This window comes from Nonomuraea sp. NPDC052116 (genome assembly GCF_040680035.1).
GTDB lineage: Bacteria > Actinomycetota > Actinomycetes > Streptosporangiales > Streptosporangiaceae > Nonomuraea > Nonomuraea angiospora_A.
In genome coordinates this window covers 150,677-169,019 of the sequence record NZ_JBFAWA010000023.1, presented here as the reverse complement: position 1 = coordinate 169,019, position 18,343 = coordinate 150,677, and the positions used below count along the sequence as shown (strand labels likewise).

The window sequence follows — 18,343 nt, the reverse complement described above, 5'->3', positions numbered from 1 at the left end:
CGGAACGGCCCCCGAGCCGTGCTCAGGGGCCGTTCTCCGAGATCGCCGGGACCGCAGGTCAGCGTGGAGCGATCCAGGTGGCGCGGGCGGCGGCGACCAGCGTGCCGTCCGCCTCGTAGATGGCGCTCTGGCCGTACATCTTGCGGCCGTCGCGGCCGGTCGGGCGGGCCACGACGGAGTAGCGGCCGCCGGGGTGGACCGGGCGGTGGATCTGCACGGCCAGGCGGCCGAGCAGCGCGCTCTCGCCCGGGCCGAAGTGGGCCCAGCCGGTGATGCAGTCGAGCACGGCGCCCACGATCGAGGCGGGCACGCCGTCCTCGCCCGTCACCGTGAACGGCACCCGCCAGCCGGCCGCCACCAGGTCCGTGCCCTCCACCGGGCCGGGGAAGATGCGCAGGCCGTCACCGGGCTCGCGCAGCCCGCAGGCGAAGCACTCGGCGAACGGGTGCGCCTTCAGTCCCACGAACCCCGCCTCGGCGCGGGCCGCGTCGTTGAACGGCACGAACCCCGGGCCCTCCAGGTCCTCGGCCACGGGGATGGCCTCGACCAGCAGCTTGTCGCCGTCGTAGAGGGAGACGGAGTTGGCGACGTGCTCCAGGCGCAACTCGGTTCGCAAAGGGGTCGGCGCATGCAACGTGACCTCGACCGCTGATCGGCCCCCGTTCAGCGCCTCCGCCATGGTGCCCGCGATCCAGCCGCCGTTGGCGACTCCCGCCGGGCCCCGGAAGCGCTCCGGAACCGTCAGCACTGTCTGCAGGGCAGACGTCGTCATGCCACACCCTCCAATATCGCCACATACGGCGACAAGTCCAGAAATGTCAATAGAAGCAGGCCGATTTTACTGGACGCCCGGTTTCACCAGATCTCGGGGGTCCTGAGGCTGATCGACACCACCACATAACGCCTCGAAGGGGCCCGAAACTTCCCGCCCACCGACACGCTATGCGCCACACATCGCCGGGATGTGACCCGGAGGTTAGAAGCAACGAAAATCGGCCCCACTCCGGGCTTCCCCGATGTGAGGCCGATCAAGGCGTTCCCGTTACCCTATCCCGGGTTTCCCATGGCCCGTGACAGAACCGCCGATCCCAAGTGCGCGTCCGGGGCCAACCTCGGAGAAGCTGTAAGCAACACGACAGAAGCGGGGGTGGGTCTGTGCAGGCGGCGAGGTTGCGGTTTCCGCCGGGGTCGCTGGTCATCTTGACGGGGTTGCCGGGCGCGGGGAAGACCACGCTGCTGCGGCGCCTGTACGGACTGCACGGCGCGGAGAGCCTGCCCGTCACCGTCGGCACGGTCGTGGTGATCGACACCTACCAGTCCAAGCGGCACTGGCACGAGCGGCTCGGCTGGGCCCCCGGTCCGTTACGACGCGCCGTGGTCTTCGTCACCCACCTGAGCCGCATCCGCCGCGCCCTGGTCCTGGGGCACTCGATCATCGCCCACAACCGGGGCTGCGCGCCGTACGTGCTGCGGGGTTTCGCCTGGCTGGCCCGCAGGCACCGGGCGAGCTTCCACCTGCTCCTGCTCGACGCGCCGCCGGAGGAGGCGCTGGCGGGGCAGGCGGCCAGGGGCCGGATGGTCGCGCCCAGGACGTTCGCGCGCCATCGGCGCAGGTGGGAGAGCCTGTCGGCCAGGGTGAAGTCCGGCGACCCCGGGCCCGCCACCGGCGCGTTCATCGTCGACCGGGTCCAGGCCGGGCTGCTCCAGGAGATCGTGTTCGACCGGACGCCGACACGCACGCGATGAGATTGCGGTGAGATTTCTGGGCGCCGGATGTCGATACGGCCGCACCGCGTTCGTGTGAGAGGTGACGGAAAGGAAAAGTCACATGAAGCAGTACGTGCTCACCATGCAGCAGCCCGACGGGCCCCCGCCCCCGCCCGAGGTCCTGGACCCGATCATGCGCGACATCGGCGCCGTCGAACAGGAGATGCGGGACGCGGGCGTCTGGGTCTTCTCGGGCGCGCTCCAGTCACCCTCCGACGCCCGCGTGGTGCGGATCAGCGACGGCGAGCCGCTCACCACCGACGGCCCTTACGTGGAGGGCAAGGAGCACATCGGCGGGTTCACGATCATCAAGGCGCCCGACATGGACGCGGCCCTGGAATGGGCCCGCAAGCTGGCCGGGGCCGTGGCCCTGCTGCCCATCGAGGTCCGCGAGTTTCAGGGAGCCGTCTAGATGAATGAGTCCAAGGCATAGCTGCGGAGATAGGGCGAGGATGTCCACTCTCGGGTTGTGACGACCGAACTGGACACCCTCGCAACCGCACTCTATGTGAGGGTCGATGATCTGCTGAAGAGTGCGCCGGAGCTGGCTCCGTGGCGGCCGCGAGTGGGGTTCGCGCCTACGTTGAGTGATGCCGAACTGGTGACACTGGCGGTGCTGTCGGGGCTGCTGGGCTATCACTGCGAGCGCCGATGGCTGCGGTACGCGCACGCCGAACTGCGCGGCATGTTCCCCTGCCTGCCTCAGCAGTCGGGCTACGGCAAGCGACTGCGCAAGTCGATCGGGCTGGTCATAGCCGTCATCCGGGTCCTGGCCTGCGACACCTCGCTGTGGAGCGATGAGGTGTGGGTGGCCGACTCCACGCCGGTCGAGTGCGGCCGCTCGGTGGAGACCGCACGGCGCAGCGCGCTGGCCGGATGGGCCGAATACGGCTACTGCGCCAGTCACTCCCGGTATTTCTGGGGGCTGCGCCTGCACCTGGTATGCACCCTGGGCGGGTTGCCGGTGCTGTTCGCGCTGAGCGGCGCCAAGGCCGATGAGCGCGAGGTGCTGCTGGGCATGCTGGCCACCGCACCTCGGGTGCTGGCCGAGCACCCGCACCCAACTCTCATCGCCGACCGGCAGTTCTACGGCCGCGTCTTCGAGCGGGAACTGGCCGAGGGCGGGGTGAGGCTGCTGCGCCCTGCCCGCGACGGCGAGGCCGAACGAGCCGGCGCGCACCTGTTCAAGCCGTTGCGCCAGACCATCGAGTCGATCAACCAGACCTTCAAGGGCCAGCTTGACCTCGAACGACACGGGGGACGCACCCCAGCCGGCGTCACCGTCCGGATCTTCGTCAAGGTCCTGGCCCTTACCGCGGCCATCTGGCACAACGACTACACCGGCCAACCGATCAAGAGGTCACTCACCCGCTACGACCACTGATCCACGCCAGACCCCTTGGACTCATCCATCTAGAGCACCGGCAGGTAGCGGCCGAGCTCGAACTCGGTGACGTGCCGCCGGTATTCGCGCCACTCCGCGCGCTTGTTGCGCAGGAAGAAGTCGAAGACGTGCTCCCCGAGCGTCTCGGCCACCAGCTCGCTCTGCTCCATCACCGCGATCGCGTCGTTGAGGGAGCCGGGCAGCGGCTGGATGCCGAGGGCCCGCCGCTCGGCGCTGGTCAGCGTCCACACGTTGTCCTCGGCGGCGGCGGGCAGCTCGTAGCTCTCCTCGATGCCCTTCAGGCCCGCGGCCAGGATCAGCGCGAAGGCGAGGTACGGGTTGCACGCCGAGTCGAGCGACCTGAACTCGATGCGCGTCGAGCCGCCCTTGTGCGGCTTGTACATCGGCACCCGGACCAGGGCGGAGCGGTTGTTGTGGCCCCAGCACACGTAGGAGGGCGCCTCGCCGCCCTGACCCGCGATGGCCTCGGCGCCGCCCCAGAGCCGCTTGTAGGAGTTGACCCACTGGTTGGTGATGGCGGTGATCTCGGCGGCGTGCTTGAGCAGCCCGGCGATGAACGAGCGGCCGATCTTGGACAGCCGGTATTCGGACCCGGCCTCGTAGAAGGCGTTGCGGTCGCCCTCGAACAGCGACATGTGGGTGTGCATGCCGGAGCCGGGGTGCTCGGTGAACGGCTTGGGCATGAAGGAGGCCCAGATGCCCTGCTCCAGGGCGACCTCCTTCATGACCAGGCGGAAGGTCATGATGTTGTCGGCCGTGGTCAGCGCGTCGGCGTAGCGCAGGTCGATCTCCTGCTGGCCGGGGGCTCCCTCGTGGTGGCTGAACTCCACCGAGATGCCCATCGACTCCAGCATCAGCACCGCCTGGCGCCTGAAGTCGTGGCCCGCGCTGTGCGGAGTGTGGTCGAAGTAGCCGCCGGAGTCGATCGGCTCGGGCCGCTCGCTGCCCTCCGGGCGGTTCTTCAGCAGGAAGAACTCGATCTCCGGGTGGGTGTAGAAGGTGAAGCCCATGTCGGCGCACTTGGCGAGCGTGCGCTTGAGCACCCAGCGCGGGTCGGCGTGCGACGGCGAGCCGTCCGGCATCAGGATGTCGCAGAAGATGCGGCCCGCGCCCGGCGTCTCGCTGCGCCAGGGCAGGATCTGGAACGTGGCCGGGTCGGGCTTGGCGAGCATGTCGGACTCGTAGACACGCGCGAAACCCTCGATGGCCGAGCCGTCGAAACCTATGCCCTCGGCGAACGCGCCTTCCAGCTCGGCCGGGGCGATGGCCACTGACTTGAGGAAACCGAGCACGTCAGTGAACCACAGCCGGATGAACCGGATGTCGCGTTCCTCAAGCGTGCGGAGCACGAACTCCTGCTGGCGGTCCACAGCGTCCCCTCATATCTGTCAGTACTGGTACAGCTACCAGCATGCCGTGCCCGTGTTTCGCACACGTTACGGGGGGCGCCGGTGCGAGCCTCGCTGACAAAGGCCCCGCCCCGAGCTTACTGTGATCACGCAGTCAGTCTCGGGGGAGGCATTGGTGGCTATCGACCTGCTCAATCACAAGCTAGATCGGGCATTCGACCACATAGACGCGAGTGGCAACGGCGTCGTCGAGCGGGAGGACCTGCTGGGTCTGGGCGCCCGCATCCTGGTGGGCTTCGGGGAGTCCCCCACCTCGGTCACCGGGGCCAGCCTCGTCGACGGCTTCGACGAGATCTGGTCGGCGCTGTCGAAGGCGCTCGAGCGCGACATCGACTTCGGGATCGCGCGCCCGGACTTCCGGGCCGGGATGGTGGCGGCGTTCGTCACGGGCGACCAGTACGACGCGGTGTTCAGGCCCGCGACGGTGGCGGTCGCCGAACTGTGCGACGGCGACGGCGACGGGGAGATCGGCCCGGGCGACTTCCGCACGATGCTGAGCGCGTTCGGCGTGGCGTACGACGACGTCGACGTGGCCTTCGACCACCTCGACCGCGCGGGCAGGGGCACGCTCACCGTGGACGAGCTGGTCCTGGCCGCCTCCGACTACTACCGCGGCGCCGACCCCAACGCCGCCGGCAACTGGCTCTTCGGCCCGCTGTGAGGGCGGGCGTGAGGACCGGCGTGAAGACCGCTGCGAAGAGCACTGAGAAGAGCACTGTGAACACCACCGGGGGCACCACCGTGTTCGCGACGGTGCGTACCGCGCTGCGTTCGGCCCTGACCTCGGTGCTGCCGCTGCCGCGCAGGGGCGGCTCGGCCGCGATGGCGCTGCTGCCGCTCACCGAGCGGGTGCCCGCGATGGCGGCCCCGTGCCGGATGCACCCGGCCGTGTACGCGATCGAGGCCGCGGTCATCGACTGGGCCAGGAGGACCGGGCTGCGGGCCGCCCCCGGCGTGGGCTACCACCGCATGGCGGGCCGGGCGTTCGCCGAGTTCGACGCGGCCGCGGCGGCGCTGTTCGCGCAGTGGCTGACGTGGCTGTTCCACCTGGACGACGAGCTGGACGAGGGCTCCTGCCCGCTGGACATCTTCGACGGCATGCTCAGTGGCGCGGCCCGGCATCCGCTGGAGGCGGCGTTCGCGGACCTGTGGCGGGTGACGAGCGCGCGGATGAGCGACAGGTGGCGGGCCAGGTTCGCGGTCGGGTTGCGGCGCCAGCACGACGCGTGCCGTACCGAGGCCGACAACCGGGCGGCGGGCCGGATGCCGACGCTGGAGGAATATCCGGCGCTGCGCAGGGGCACCGTGGGGCCGTACCTCTATGACCTGGTCGAGCCGTGCCTGCGGGTCGAGGTGCCCGTGTGGGTGCACGAGTGCGAGCCGTGGCAGCAGCTGGTGAGCGCGTGCAGCGACGTCACGGCGTGGTGCAACGACGTGGCCTCCAAACCGAAGGAGCGCGGCGACGTGCACAACTTCGTGGTGCTCGCGATGCGCCAGCTCGGGCTGGGCGAGCGGGAGGCGACGGCCTGGGTGCTCGACCGGATCGCCGCGCGCTGCCAGGACATGCACAAGGCCGCCAGGCGGCTGCCGCTGGATGATCTGGCGCCGAAGGAGGCGAGGGACGTCAGCAAGGTCGCCTGCGCGTACCTGGCGGCGCCGCGCGCCCACCTCGACTGGCTGCTGGAGTCCAAGCGCTACGCGTGACCCGCCAGCGTGTCGCCCGTGGGGGTGCGGCGGTAGACGACCTGTTTGCCGACCCGCATCCCCACCGTGAGCCCGCCGCCGCTGAGCACCCCGAGGTGCTGGCTGACCGCGCCGGGCGTGAGCGCCATGCGCGCGGCCAGGGCCGAGGTCGTGGCGGGCTCGGCCAGGGCGAGCAGGATCTGCGCCCGGCTCCTGCCGATCAGCGCGGCGAGCGCGCCGGGCGCGGGCGGCGGGCCCTGCTCCCACAGCGTGCCGACGCCGAGCACGGGATAGACCAGCATCGACTGGTACGGCGCTGTCATCACCGCCACGGCGGCCGGTCCCCAGAACGCGCTGGGCACCAGCACCAGCCCGTCGCCGTGCAGGCCGCCCGCCTCGCACCAGGGCCGGTCGATGAGCAGCCGCTCCCCCGTCCACACCACGGCCGGATCGAGCGCGGCGAACAGCTCGCGCGCCCCGCCCTGGGCGAGCTGCCGTGACCGGCGCAGCACGTCGCGTTCGAGCAGCCCGTACACGCGGGGCCAGAACTCCGCGAAGCACGCCTCCCAGTACGCCGCCAGCGTGGCGGCGACCCTGGCCACGCCGGCCTCGGGGTCGGCCATGAACCGCTCCAGCACGGCACGGTCGGTCCCCACGATCTTCGCCGCCTCCTCGCGGGCCTGCCCGGGATCCGCGCTCCTGACCCGCTCCAGCTCGGCGGCGAACTCCGGCATCGGCGTGTCGGGCGGCGGCGTGATGAAGTCGGCCATGTAGCCGGTCGCTGGCACGAGCGCGAACAGCTCGGCCAGGTCCAGCGCCGCCAGGCGGGGGCGTACGGCCTTGAGCCAGGGCAGGTGGATCGACTGCCTGGACGGCCCCTGGAGGGTACGCAGGCTGGCGACCAGTTCCCACATCGGCGAGAACGCGAACCGGATCCGGGCCACGTCCTCCGGCTTCAGCACCCACTCGATCGGCATGCTTTTAGCCTGCACTAAATCGTTCGCCCCCACAAACCCGGCATATGAGGCTTTGTCGCGTGTCGAGCACAACTCTTGAGCGAAGGTCGTTTATCCGGTCCCAGATCGGCGGGCTGCCCCGCGCGTTCTGGGCCCTTTGGGGCGGCACGGTGGTGAACCGCCTGGGCACCATGGTCATGCCCTTCACCGGCGTCTACCTGACGCAGAGCCGCGGCCTGTCGGTGGCGGCGGCGGGCCTGGTGATGGGCGTGTTCGGGGTGGGCTCGCTGCTGTCGCAGCTGGTCGCGGGGGTGCTCACCGACCGGATCGGGCGCCGCGCCACGCTGTCGGGCGGGATGCTGGCCACGGCCGCGACCATGCTGGCGCTCGGCTACAGCACCTCGCTGCCGGCGGTCGTGGCCTCGATGCTCGTGCTCGGCCTGGTGATGGACATCTACCGGCCCGCCTCGTCCGCCCTCGTCGCGGACCTGGTCTCGCCCGAGGAGCGGCCCCGGGCGTACGGGCTGCTGTTCTGGGGGATCAACCTCGGGTACGCGGTCGGCGTGACGGCCGGGGGCTGGCTGGCGAGCCTCGGGTTCCTCTGGCTGTTCTGGATCGACGCGCTGTCCAGCGTGGTCTTCGCCGTGCTGGTGTGGCGGGCCGTCCCCGAGACCAAGCCGGCGGCGCGGGAGTCCGCGGGCGGGTTCGGCGTGGTGCTGCGGGACCGGGTGATGATCGGGTTCACGCTGGTGGCGCTGGGGAACGCGCTGGTCTACTCGCAGACGTTCACCATGCTGCCGGTGGCGATGACGAAGGTCGTGGGGCTGTCGGCCGGGGAGTTCGGGGTGGCCATGGCCCTGAACGGGATCCTGATCGTCATCGTGCAGCCCCTGGTGTCGGGGTGGCTGGGGCGCCGGGACCCCGCCCGCATGTTCGCGCTGGGGCTGTCGGTGATGGCGCTCGGGTTCGCGATGACGGCGTTCGTCGAGACCACCTTCGGGCTGGTGGTGACGATCGTGGTGTGGACGGCGGGCGAGGTCATCACGGCGGGCATCCCGGGCGCGGTCGTGGCCACGCTGGCGCCGGCCGAGCTGCGGGGGCGGTATTCGGGGCTGTTCGGGTTCTCGTGGTCGCTGGCGGCGGTGCTGGCGCCGCTGATCGGCGGGCCGCTGCTGGAGATCGGCTCCCAGGCTCTGTGGTTCACGATCGGCGGGGTGGGGGTGCTGTCGGCGGCGGGCATGCTTCTGCTCGGACCCGCGATCAGACGCCGCTGACGGCGTTTCGGGGCACGGGAGACGCGTACCTTGGGAGAATTCGCCATATACCCAAGAACCGTCTCCCTCTAAAGTTACGCCTGACATGCTGACATTCACCGCGCTGGGACCGTTCCAGGCCTGGGCCGACGGCGCCCCTCTCGATCTCGGCGGCCAGCGGCAGCGGGCGGTGCTCGCGCGCCTGCTCGTCGCCGGCGGCCGCGCCGTACCCGTGAACACCCTCATCGACGAGCTCTGGCCGGGCGCGCCGCCCGCACAGGCCCTGTCCACCATCCAGGGGTACGTCTCCCGCCTGCGCCGCGCCCTCGAACCCGATCGCGCACCCCGCGAGGAGGCCCGCGTCCTGGTCTCCGCACCACCCGGATACGCCTTACGGGCCGCGACCGAGCAGGTGGACGCGTGGCGGTTCGAGGCCCTGGTGAAGTCGGAAGGCGACCCGGGCCGGGTGTGGGCGGCCATGGACACGGCGCTGGGGCTGTGGCGGGGGCCCGCGCTGGCCGAGTTCGGCGAGCTGAGCTGGGCCGCGACGGAGGCGGGCAGGCTGGAGGAGCTGCGCCTGATCGCCGTCGAGCGCCGGGCCGGGGCCGGCCTCGCACTGGGCCGGGCCACGTCGCTGGTGGCCGACCTGGAGGCGCACGCGTCGGCGTACCCGCTGCGGGAGGAGGCCTGGCGGCTGCTCGCCACGGGCCTGTACGGGCTCGGACGCCAGGGCGACGCGCTGGCGGCGCTGCGCAGGGCGCGCTCGGTGTGGCGGGACGAACTGGGCCTCGACCTGTCGGCAGGGCTGCAGCGCCTGGAGGCCGACATGCTCGCCCAGCGCCTGGAGTCCCCGGCCCCCGAGGAGCTATCGCAGCCTCCGGTGGAGGCGCCCGCCGCTGTGTCCGCCGCTGTGCCCGCCGGTGTGTCCGCCGGTGTGCCCGCCGGTGTGCCCGCCGCCGTTTCCGACACCGCGCCGTTGCGGGTCGTGGTGGCCGACGACCAGGCACTCGTACGGGCGGGCGTGCGGGCGATGCTGGACGCCGAGCCCGGGGTGACGATGGTCGGCGAGGCGACCAACGGCGAGGAGGCGATCGCGCTCGTGGCCGAGACCGGCCCCGACGTGGTGCTGCTCGACATCCAGATGCCCCATCTGGACGGCCTGGCCGCCGCCCGCCGCATCCTGTCCGAAAACCGGCCGCCGAAGGTGATCATGATGACCACGTTCGGCAGCGACGAGAACCTTTATGCGGCACTGCGTGCTGGAGTGAGTGGATTCATCCTGAAAACGTCGGCTCCCGAGCAGTTCCTGGCCGCGATCAGGGCCGCGTCCGCCGGGGACGCGCTCATCGACCCGACGATCACGACCCGGCTGATCGCGGGGTTCGCGGGACGCGTCGACCCGGCCTCTCCCCCGGCGCTGGCCGGTCTCGCCGACTCCCAGCTCGACGTACTGAAACTCGTCGCCCGCGGCCTGACGAACCGCCAGATCGGCCAGACGCTCTCCTTGTCCGAGGAGGAGGTGGCCATCATGGTCAAGTCGCTCTTGGAGCATCTCGGGCTGTTCGACCGCGCACAGCTGGTTATGGCCGCGTATGAGTCAGGTTTTGTGACACCCGGAGAAAAGACTTCCTTTTCGTCGCTTTGACGATAAAAATCGCGCCGTACTAGGCTTGGCGACGTGGCACAACTGCGTATCGCCCTGGCCCAGATGAACCCGTCCGTCGGCGACCTTGACGGCAACGCCGAGCGGCTGATCGCGTGGACCCGCGACGCCGCCGATCGTGGAGCCCACCTCGTCGTCTTCACCGAGATGTTCCTCACCGGCTATCCCGTGGAGGACCTGGTGCTGCGTACGTCCTTCGTGGACGCCAGCATCCGGACCCTGGAGGAGGTGGCGCGCAGGCTGGAGCGGGAGGGCCTGGGCGACCTGCCGGTGGTGGTCGGCTACGTCGACCGCGCCGGACTGGCGCCCCGGGTCGGCCAGCCGAAGGGCGCCCCGCTGGACGCGGCCGCGGTGCTCCACAAGGGCCAGGTGGTGACCCGTACGGCCAAGCACCACCTGCCCAACTACGGGGTGTTCGACGAATACCGCTACTTCGTGCGCGGCGACCGGCTGCCGATCTTCCGGCTGCACGGCGTGGACGTGGCGATCGCGGTGTGCGAGGACCTCTGGCAGGAGGGCGGGCCCGTGTCCGTCGTGGGCCAGGCGGGCGCCGGGCTGCTGATCTCGCCGAACGCCTCGCCGTACGAGAAGGAGAAGGACGACGTACGGCTCGAGCTCTGCGCGCGCCGGGCCCGCGAGGCGGGCTGCGCCCTCGTCTACGTCAACCAGGTCGGCGGCCAGGACGAGCTGGTCTTCGACGGCGACTCGATCGTGGTGGACGCCTCGGGCGAGCTGGTGGCGCGGGCGGGCCAGTTCCGGGAGGAGCTGCTGACCGTCGATCTGGAGCTGCCGGTCTCGGACGCCGAGCCGGGCTTCTTCCCGTACGACGCGGGCGACGGCTCCACCATCACCGTCGAGCGCCTGGTGCTCTCCTCGGACCCCGTGGAGCCGTACGAACCGGCTCCCGCGGCGATCGCGGAGCACCTCGACCTGCACGGCGAGGTGTACGCGGCCCTGGTCCTGGCGGTGCGGGACTACGTGGCCAAGAACGGCTTCCAGTCGGTCATCCTGGGCCTGTCCGGCGGCATCGACTCGGCCCTGACCGCCACCATCGCCTCCGACGCCATCGGCCCCTCGCGCGTCAACGTGGTCCTCATGCCGTCGCGCTACTCCTCCGACCACTCCCTGGCCGACGCCGAGGAACTCGTCCGCAGGCAGGGCGTCAACTCCCGGATCGCCCCGATCGCCGACATCGTCGACGCCTTCGAGAAGGAGATCGAGCTCTCGGGCCTGGCGGCCGAGAACCTCCAGGCGCGGGTACGCGGCATGATCCTCATGGGCCTGTCGAACCAGCACGGCCACCTGGTCCTGACGACCGGCAACAAGAGCGAGCTGGCGACGGGCTACTCGACCCTCTACGGCGACTCGGCCGGCGGCTTCGCCCCCATCAAGGACGTCCCGAAGACGATGGTCTGGGAACTGTCGAGGTGGCGCAACGCCAATTCGCTGCCGCAATTCCTGCTCGACGCGAAAACCCCCATTCCCGAAAATTCCATCACCAAGGAGCCGAGCGCCGAGCTCCGCCCCGACCAGCGCGACACGGATTCCCTTCCGCCGTACGAAATCCTCGACCGCCTGCTGGACGATTACGTCGAGAAGGACATGGGCTCGACGGAGCTCATCGCGGCGGGCCACGATCCGGAGCTGGTCACGAGGATCATCAGGCTGGTCGACTTGGCCGAGTACAAGCGTCGCCAGTATCCGCCCGGCCCCAAGATCACCCCGAAGAACTTCGGCCGCGACCGCCGCCTCCCCATCACCAACAGATGGCGCGAAACCACCGATTAATCGGCCGTAAGGCTCTTATCCCAACACCACGATCAACCCAAGAAAGAGTCATTAACGCACCGCTAATATGGCCCGGCCGATCCTTCGGACGCCGGGCCTTATCAGCGGAAGAGGCGCACCATGACATTTCTGATGATCGTGCTCGGGGTGGTGGTCGCCGGCTCGGCCGTGGCCGTCGGGGCGCTGCTCGGCCCCGTCACCCGCCGGATGACCGCGGACGTCAAAGCGCTTGCGCCGGACCAGCGGGCCGAGGCGGTGACCGCCACCCGGACGATGCTCCTGCAGGTCGGCTCCCTCGTCACCGCCGCGCTCTCCCTGGCCGGCCTGGTCGGCACGTTCTACTTCAGCTCCCAGACCGTCTCGCTCGAGACCCAGAAGCAGTTTCAGGCGCGCTACGACCAGGCATTGAAGGACCTCAGGTCCAGCGACTCCAGCGCCCGGGTCCAGGGCCTCTACGAGCTGGAGGACATCGCCCACGAGGCGCCGTCCTTCGCCTGGAAGGCGACCCTGAGCATCGCCGCGTACCTGCAGGACCGGGCCCGCGGCCAGGCGACCCCCCGCCCGCACCTGACCGTCGAGGCCGCCCTGACCGTGCTCGGCCGCCGCGACCGCACGTCCGACCGCGGCCCCGTCTCCACCGGCCCCGTGGCCGCGGACGGCGTCACCCTCCGCGCCAACGACCTGTCCGGCACGGACCTGCGCGGCATCGACTTCACGGACGCCACCCTGTCCCAGGCCCGCTTCACCAACGCGGACCTCCGTACAGCCCACTTCAAGAACGCAGCCCTTCCGCAAGCCCGCTTCACCGGCGCAGACCTCCGCGCAGCCGACTTCACCGGCGCCGACCTCCGCCAGGCCGACTTCACCGGCGCCCAACTGGACGGCACAACCTCCCGCAAGGCCCACCTGGAAGGCGCACTCGGCCTTCCGTCCTGAGAGCTGAGCCTGAGCCACACACCGCCCAGCCGAACACTCCGAACGGTGTCGAGCATCCTGGTCACCCGCGCTCACGCCGCACCCGGACAACACGGCTCGCGTCCGGGGCCCGCGGTCCGTGGTCCGTGGTCCTGGGCCCGTGCTCCGCGGTCCGGAACCCGTGGTCCGGGGTCCGGGGTCCGGGGTCCGGGGTCCGGGGCCGTCCTCCGAGGTCCGGGGATGCGGGTCCGGGGATGCGGGGACGGGGGTCCTCCCGCCTGGAGTCCCTCCCGCCCGCAGGTGTCCGGTCCGGCCTTAACGGTGCGATGCCCCTGCCCATCGCTCCGGCAGCCCCCCTCGCCCGACCACCCTCCAGCTACCTCTCGCCCGACCACCCTCCAGCTACCTCTCGCCCGACCACCCTCCAGCTACCTCTTGGCCGACCGCCCCCGACGACCCCCTCCAGCAGACCTCTCCCGGCAGATCCAACCGCCCCCTCCGACAGACCTCCCCCACGCGAGGGAAAGCCTCTCGCCAGACGCCTGCCGGAAACGACGCCACCCGGCGAGAGGCTCCTCGTCGCAAAGCGACCTATCCGTCGCGGGACGCTGACACCAGGCCCGCCTCGTAGGCGATGATGACGAGCTGAACGCGGTCACGGGCATGCAGCTTGGTCAGCAACCTCGTCACGTACGCCTTGATCGTGGCAACGCTCAGAACCAGGTCGGTGGCGATCTCCGTGTTGGACAGCCCACGAGCGATGAGGGTCAGCACCTCGCGTTCCCGATCGGTGATGCCGTCGAGGGACCGAGCAGCGCCGCGCCGGCGAGCCGGTGCGCAACCTCGCATCGCGGGTCGGCCGCGCCGCCGCGACCGGGCGGCGCCGCGTACTCGCGCCGTTGCGTGACCTCGTGCGGCGGGTCGAGCGTGCTACCCCGCCCGATCGTGACCGCGCCATCGACGCTCTCCGGGCAGTGGCCATCGGTGGTGTCGTGCTCGGGCACTGGCTGGTGACGGCGCTGGTGCTCGACAGCGGCGCGATACGGGTGGCCAGCCCGCTGCGGTACATGCCGCAGCTGGCCCCCGCGACCTGGCTGTTCCAGACGCTGGCGGTGTTCTTCCTCGTGGGCGGGTACGCGGCGGCGAGGAGCCGGGGCGCGGCGGCCGGGACGTACCGGCAGTGGCTGGGTGCCCGGCTGGCGCGGCTGTTCCGGCCGGTCGGCGTCGTGCTGGCGGTCTGGAGCGTGACGGTGGCCGGGATGCTGGCCGCCGGAGCCGACACCGTGACCGTGGCCAGGCTGGTCAAGCTGGTGCTGTCGCCGATGTGGTTCCTGGTGGTGTTCGCGGTGCTGACGGCGGCGACTCCCCTGGTGGCCCGGTTGCACCCGATGTGGCCGCTGGTGACCGTCGCGGTCATCGATCTGGTCCGGTACGGCGTGGGCGGGTCCTCGTGGGTCGGCGCCGTCAGCGCCCTGGCCGGGTGGCTGGAGTCCCACGGGCTGAGCGAGTCGCTCGGCTCCGTGAACGTCGTGGCCGGCTGGCTGGTGCCGTACTGCCTGGGTGCGGCCTGGGCACGCGGGGCGCTGCGGAGTCGTACCGCCGGGTGGGTGTTGTTGGTCGGCGGGGCGGTGGGAGCGGTGGGGCTGGTGGTCGGGGCCGGGTATCCGGCGGCCATGGTCGGGGTGCCCGGCGCCGCCGTCTCCAACCTCGACCCGCCCACGCTCGCGGCCGTCTCCTTCGGCCTGGCCCAGTGCGGGGCGGCCCTGCTCCTGCTCGGCCCGCTGCGCCGGGCGCTGCGGCGGCCGGCCGTGTGGGCGGCGGTGGCGCTGGTGAACCTGTCCGCGATGACGATCTTCCTGTGGCACCAGAGCGCGATGATCCTGGTCACCGCGCTCGGGCTGCTCGCGGGCGAAGCCCTCCCCGGCCTGCACACGGTGCCCGACGGACCGGAGTGGGTGCTGGCCCGGCTGGGCTGGGTGCCGGTGTTCGGGCTGGCGCTGGCGGTGTGCTGGGTCGCGTTCCACGCGCGCGAGCGGGCGCCATCCAGGAGGGCGCGCTTGGCAAACGCGTAACCAGTAGGTTACGCTTTCACCGTGGACGAGGTGGCAGGGGCGATCGCGGACCCGGTGCGGCGGCGGATCCTGGAGATGCTCAGGGACGGGCGGCTGTCCGCCGGAGAGGTCTCCGAGCGGTTCGCCATCAGCCGGCCCGCCGTGAGCAGGCACCTGCGGGTGCTCAGGGAGAGTGGGCTGGTTCGCGCGGAGCTGATCGGCAGGCAGCGCTTCTACGCGCTCGAACCCGAGCCGTTCGACGAGCTCATCACCTGGCTCGCCCAGTTCGGCCGGCCCTCCGGGTGGGAGCACCGCCTGGACGCGCTGGAGACCGAGGTCTACCGGACCCGCCGCGAGCGCCGCCCGACCACCAGGACCAAGAGCAGCAGAGAGGAAGAGTCGGCATGAACCGTATCCCCACCGGCCGGTTGTTCGGGACGAGCGAGGGGAGCGACCTCGTACTCAGCCGGACGTTCCGCGCGCCCGCCGAGGACGTGTGGGCCAGCATCACCGAACCCGACCGCACCGCCCGCTGGTTCGGCCCGTGGGAGGGTCACGGCGCGCCCGGCCAGACGATCAAGGTGCAGCTGGTGTACGAGGAGCAGGCCCCCTGGTCCGAGATGCGCATCGAGGCATGCGAACCGCCGAGGCGGCTGGCCCTGTCCGCGCTGGACGAGTTCGGGGCCTGGCGGGTCGAGCTGCTGCTGGAGGAGCGCGACGGCACGACGGAGCTGCGGTTCGTCCACCATCTCGACACCGAGGACGCGATCGGCGAGGTCGGCCCCGGCTGGGAGTACTACCTCGACATGCTTGTGGCCTCCCGCGACGGCTCCCCCACGCCGGACTTCGACGACTACTATCCCTCGATGCGGTCCTACTTCCTGGGGTTGTCCCAGGAGGGCTGAGGCAATGTCTCCCGGCAGGGCTGACGGATTGTCGGTGGCGGCTGGCACAGTGGGCGCGTGCCTCAACCGCTCAAGGACATGATCAACGCCGAGTCCATATCCGTGCTGGCCGACGGGCTGGCCGCCGCCTGGGCGCCGTTCCCACGGGCCGCTTTCACCGCGCGCGCCCTGACCGGGCTGGACGGGTTCGAGCTCAAGGACCGCGTCCGGCATGTCGCCGCGGCCCTGCACGACGCGCTGCCGCTGCCCTACCCGCAGGCCGCCGAGGTCGTACGCGAGTGCGCCTCACGGGTCGCGCTGGACATGTGGAGCGGCTGGCCGGCCACCGATCACACGGCCGTCCAGGGGCTCGACCACCTGGAGGCGGGGATGGGCACGCTGGCCGTGCTCACGCCGTACGCGACGGGCGAGTTCGCCGTACGGCCCTACCTGGAGCGTTACCGCGACGACGCGCTCAAGATCATGTACGGCTGGGCGGAGTCCCCCGACGAGCATCTGCGCCGCCTGGCCTCGGAGGGGTCGCGCCCGCGGCTGCCGTGGGGCGCCCGGGTGCGCTGGCTGATGGCGCCGGGGCCGACCCTGCCCCTGCTCGACCGGCTGCGCGACGACCCGAGCGAATATGTCCGCCGCTCGGTCGCCAACCACGTCAACGACCTGGCCAAGGACCATCCGGAGGTGGCGCTGGAGCTGCTGGCCCGATGGCGTTCCGACGGCGGCTCGCACGTGGAGCAGGTGCTGCGGCACGCCGTACGCGGGCTGCTGCGCTCCGGCCATCCCGAGGCGCTGGCGCTGATGGGCGCCACCCCGGGCAGCGGCGCGGTCGACCTGCTGGCCCTCGATTCCGACACGGTGGCCGTCGGCGGCAGGCTGGCCTTCGCCGTCACGGTCACGGCGGGCGCGCCGGGTCCTGTGCTGCTCAAGTACGCGATCCGGCGGGCGGGCTCGCGCCGGGTGTTCCACCTGGGCCTGCGGGAGGCGGAGGGGTCGGGAACGACGTTCACCGTGCGCAAGAGCCATTCCTTCCGCCCGGTCACCACCCGCGACGAGCCGCCGGGCACCCGGGAGCTCGACGTGATCGTCAACGGCAGGGTGGCGGCCAGCGCCGCGTTCACACTGGTGGAGTCATGACCGTCGACCTGCTCGCTGTCATCTGGCGCCTCGACGGCCGAGGCCGCCTGCCAGGGCCGGAGGAGTCATGAGCGTCGACCTGCTTCGCGTCGAGCTCGGCGTCATCTGGCATCTCGACGGCCGAGGCCGCCTGCCGGGGCCGGAGGAGCTGGTGATCGGCGTGGCGGCCGACGGCATGACCGCCGCGGTCCGCGCCGACGTGCCCGACCCGGTCGCCACGCAGCTTCTCGACCTCGTCTCCCAGGGCGTCCCGTCGTCCCCAGGCCACCCGCCTGACGTCCTGGCGCGGTGCGACGCCCTGCTGGGCGGCGGGCGGGCGGTGTCCGGAGGGCCGTGCTATCTGGTGCGGCCGCCGCTCAGGTTCGAGGCGCCCGCCGAGGTCATCAGGTCGGACGACCCGTCGCACGCCGCACGCCTGCGCCCGCCGCGCCCCGCGGACTGGGAGCCCGGGGAGTGGGACGAGCTCCTCGCCGGCGGCGCGGGCGCGCCCTGGGCGATGATCGTCGAGGACGGACAGGTGGCCGCGATCTGCCACAGCGCCCGGCTGACCCCCGAGGGGGCCGAGGCGGGCACCTGGACCTCGCCCGCCTTCCGGGGCCGCGGGTACGCGGCGGCGACCACCGCCGCGTGGGCAGGCCTGCTGCCGGGCGTCCGCCTGTTCTACAGCACCAGTGCCGACAACCACTCCTCCCAGCGGGTGGCCGGACGGCTCGGGCTCGACGCGATCGGCTGGCTCTGGAAACTCACACCCCGCGGGTCGACCGCCTCACGGACGTGATGCCGTGCCGTCGTGGAGGACTTCCCGTTCCCGCAGTTCCCGAGGCTGGGTGTGCAGGCGCCAGTAGTGTTCGGCGATGTCGTCGGGGTCGAAGGCCGTGCCGGGCGCGACCGGTCCGGCCACGGTGACGCTGGCCATGTGCACCCCCGAGGGCCCGTACTCCTGGTCGAGCAGCGCCACCAGCGTCCGCACACCCGCCTTGCCGAGCGACAGGCTGACGTACTGGGCCTTGGGCTCAGGCATCCCCCCGGTGATGAGGAACGACCCGCTGCCGCGCCGGGCCATCGCGGGCGCCACGTGCGCTGCCGCGACGAGCGCCCCCACCACGTTCACGGCCCAGGCGTCCAGCTGGGCCCGCACGCTCGCCTCGCCCGGCGCGTCCGGCCGGATGATCGCGGCGTTGTAGACCACGGCGTCCGGCGTGCCCAGCTCGGCGGCGGCCGCGTCGAGGGCCGCTCTGAGCTGGTCCTCGTCGGCGCTGTCGGCCTTGTACGCGAGCACCCCGTCCAGGTCGAGCGTCGTGCCGGTACGCGAGACGAGCGCGACCGGCAGCCCCTCCCGCGCGAACCGGCGGGCGACGGACCGGCCGATCCCCGGCCCCGCTCCGATGATCACAACTCCAGGCATCATCGGCTCCTTTCC

Annotated in this window: 18 protein-coding genes and 1 pseudogene; 14 read left to right on the top strand and 5 right to left on the bottom strand. The window is 71.3% G+C overall.

Annotated elements, in window-relative coordinates; genetic code table 11:
• Positions 1-58 precede the first annotated feature (58 nt).
• Positions 59-772 (bottom strand): hypothetical protein, encoded by a 714-nt coding sequence (locus AB0L65_RS37870; protein ID WP_350728782.1) that lies wholly within the window; start codon positions 770-772, stop codon positions 59-61.
• Between the two features lie 383 nt (positions 773-1,155).
• Here AB0L65_RS37870 and AB0L65_RS37865 point away from each other — a divergent pair, with 383 nt between their 5' ends.
• The 3 genes from AB0L65_RS37865 to AB0L65_RS37855 all read left to right on the top strand — a co-directional run bounded on the left by AB0L65_RS37865 (position 1,156) and on the right by AB0L65_RS37855 (position 3,151).
• A complete protein-coding gene (locus AB0L65_RS37865; RefSeq protein WP_364255707.1) occupies positions 1,156-1,746 on the top strand; it encodes an AAA family ATPase in 591 nt (196 codons plus the stop codon).
• 82 nt (positions 1,747-1,828) lie between these two features.
• Positions 1,829-2,179: a YciI family protein gene (locus AB0L65_RS37860; RefSeq protein WP_364255704.1), complete on the top strand. Its 351-nt coding sequence runs from the start codon at positions 1,829-1,831 to the stop codon at positions 2,177-2,179.
• A gap of 171 nt (positions 2,180-2,350) precedes the next feature.
• A complete protein-coding gene (locus tag AB0L65_RS37855) occupies positions 2,351-3,151 on the top strand; it encodes an IS982 family transposase (protein ID WP_364255701.1) in 801 nt (266 codons plus the stop codon).
• A 29-nt stretch (positions 3,152-3,180) separates the two neighbouring features.
• On the opposite strand, the gene glnA is transcribed toward AB0L65_RS37855, so the two are convergent.
• On the bottom strand, positions 3,181-4,542 hold the full coding sequence (glnA, locus tag AB0L65_RS37850) for a type I glutamate--ammonia ligase (RefSeq protein WP_350728779.1): 1,362 nt from the start codon (positions 4,540-4,542) through the stop codon (positions 3,181-3,183).
• A gap of 154 nt (positions 4,543-4,696) precedes the next feature.
• On the opposite strand from glnA, the gene AB0L65_RS37845 reads away from it, so the two are divergent.
• Both AB0L65_RS37845 and AB0L65_RS37840 read left to right on the top strand, forming a co-directional pair.
• Complete coding sequence (locus AB0L65_RS37845) at positions 4,697-5,242, top strand: EF-hand domain-containing protein (RefSeq protein ID WP_364255698.1); 546 nt, start codon at positions 4,697-4,699, stop codon at positions 5,240-5,242.
• A 56-nt stretch (positions 5,243-5,298) separates the two neighbouring features.
• A complete protein-coding gene (locus AB0L65_RS37840; RefSeq protein ID WP_364255695.1) occupies positions 5,299-6,285 on the top strand; it encodes a terpene synthase family protein in 987 nt (328 codons plus the stop codon).
• Here the strand turns inward: AB0L65_RS37840 and AB0L65_RS37835 are convergent.
• Positions 6,276-7,241, bottom strand: a complete 966-nt coding sequence (locus AB0L65_RS37835; RefSeq protein ID WP_364255692.1) for a DUF5937 family protein — start codon at positions 7,239-7,241, stop codon at positions 6,276-6,278. The genes AB0L65_RS37840 and AB0L65_RS37835 overlap by 10 nt on opposite strands.
• A 59-nt stretch (positions 7,242-7,300) precedes the next feature.
• Here AB0L65_RS37835 and AB0L65_RS37830 point away from each other — a divergent pair, with 59 nt between their 5' ends.
• The 4 genes from AB0L65_RS37830 to AB0L65_RS37815 all read left to right on the top strand — a co-directional run bounded on the left by AB0L65_RS37830 (position 7,301) and on the right by AB0L65_RS37815 (position 12,860).
• On the top strand, positions 7,301-8,494 hold the full coding sequence (locus tag AB0L65_RS37830) for an MFS transporter (RefSeq protein ID WP_364255689.1): 1,194 nt from the start codon (positions 7,301-7,303) through the stop codon (positions 8,492-8,494).
• Positions 8,495-8,579: 85 nt separating this feature from the next.
• Positions 8,580-10,118 (top strand): BTAD domain-containing putative transcriptional regulator, encoded by a 1,539-nt coding sequence (locus tag AB0L65_RS37825; protein ID WP_364255687.1) that lies wholly within the window; start codon positions 8,580-8,582, stop codon positions 10,116-10,118.
• Between the two features lie 33 nt (positions 10,119-10,151).
• Positions 10,152-11,924 (top strand): NAD+ synthase, encoded by a 1,773-nt coding sequence (locus tag AB0L65_RS37820; RefSeq protein ID WP_364255684.1) that lies wholly within the window; start codon positions 10,152-10,154, stop codon positions 11,922-11,924.
• 120 nt (positions 11,925-12,044) lie between these two features.
• Positions 12,045-12,860 (top strand): pentapeptide repeat-containing protein, encoded by an 816-nt coding sequence (locus tag AB0L65_RS37815; RefSeq protein WP_364255681.1) that lies wholly within the window; start codon positions 12,045-12,047, stop codon positions 12,858-12,860.
• Positions 12,861-13,430: 570 nt separating this feature from the next.
• On the opposite strand, the pseudogene AB0L65_RS37810 reads toward AB0L65_RS37815, so the two are convergent.
• A pseudogene (locus tag AB0L65_RS37810) lies at positions 13,431-13,643 on the bottom strand (LuxR C-terminal-related transcriptional regulator); the annotation flags it as partial.
• Positions 13,644-13,672: 29 nt separating this feature from the next.
• Here AB0L65_RS37810 and AB0L65_RS37805 point away from each other — a divergent pair.
• From AB0L65_RS37805 to AB0L65_RS37785, 5 genes are all read left to right on the top strand, one after another.
• Positions 13,673-14,911 carry an acyltransferase gene (locus tag AB0L65_RS37805; RefSeq protein WP_364255678.1) on the top strand — a complete coding sequence of 413 codons (1,239 nt, stop codon included), beginning with the start codon at positions 13,673-13,675 and terminating at the stop codon, positions 14,909-14,911.
• Between the two features lie 21 nt (positions 14,912-14,932).
• Positions 14,933-15,298 (top strand): metalloregulator ArsR/SmtB family transcription factor, encoded by a 366-nt coding sequence (locus AB0L65_RS37800; RefSeq protein WP_364255675.1) that lies wholly within the window; start codon positions 14,933-14,935, stop codon positions 15,296-15,298.
• Entirely contained in the window at positions 15,295-15,795 is a 501-nt protein-coding gene (locus AB0L65_RS37795) for an SRPBCC family protein (protein ID WP_364255672.1), read from the top strand. Before AB0L65_RS37800 ends, AB0L65_RS37795 begins: the two co-directional genes overlap by 4 nt.
• 57 nt (positions 15,796-15,852) lie before the next feature.
• Complete coding sequence (locus AB0L65_RS37790; protein WP_364255669.1) at positions 15,853-16,923, top strand: hypothetical protein; 1,071 nt, start codon at positions 15,853-15,855, stop codon at positions 16,921-16,923.
• Between the two features lie 67 nt (positions 16,924-16,990).
• Positions 16,991-17,701, top strand: a complete 711-nt coding sequence (locus AB0L65_RS37785; protein WP_364255666.1) for a GNAT family N-acetyltransferase — start codon at positions 16,991-16,993, stop codon at positions 17,699-17,701.
• Here the strand turns inward: AB0L65_RS37785 and AB0L65_RS37780 are convergent.
• Positions 17,690-18,331 carry an SDR family NAD(P)-dependent oxidoreductase gene (locus AB0L65_RS37780; RefSeq protein ID WP_364255664.1) on the bottom strand — a complete coding sequence of 214 codons (642 nt, stop codon included), beginning with the start codon at positions 18,329-18,331 and terminating at the stop codon, positions 17,690-17,692. The genes AB0L65_RS37785 and AB0L65_RS37780 overlap by 12 nt on opposite strands.
• Positions 18,332-18,343: the final 12 nt, after the last annotated feature.

Coding starts and splice junctions, on each gene's coding strand:
- AB0L65_RS37780 (WP_364255664.1), bottom strand. CDS start 18,331: ATGATGCCTGGAGTTGTGATCATCGGAGCGGGGCCGGGGATCGGCCGG.
- AB0L65_RS37815 (WP_364255681.1), top strand. CDS start 12,045: ATGACATTTCTGATGATCGTGCTCGGGGTGGTGGTCGCCGGCTCGGCC.
- AB0L65_RS37785 (WP_364255666.1), top strand. CDS start 16,991: ATGAGCGTCGACCTGCTTCGCGTCGAGCTCGGCGTCATCTGGCATCTC.
- AB0L65_RS37870 (WP_350728782.1), bottom strand. CDS start 772: ATGACGACGTCTGCCCTGCAGACAGTGCTGACGGTTCCGGAGCGCTTC.
- AB0L65_RS37825 (WP_364255687.1), top strand. CDS start 8,580: ATGCTGACATTCACCGCGCTGGGACCGTTCCAGGCCTGGGCCGACGGC.
- AB0L65_RS37795 (WP_364255672.1), top strand. CDS start 15,295: ATGAACCGTATCCCCACCGGCCGGTTGTTCGGGACGAGCGAGGGGAGC.
- AB0L65_RS37860 (WP_364255704.1), top strand. CDS start 1,829: ATGAAGCAGTACGTGCTCACCATGCAGCAGCCCGACGGGCCCCCGCCC.
- AB0L65_RS37835 (WP_364255692.1), bottom strand. CDS start 7,241: ATGCCGATCGAGTGGGTGCTGAAGCCGGAGGACGTGGCCCGGATCCGG.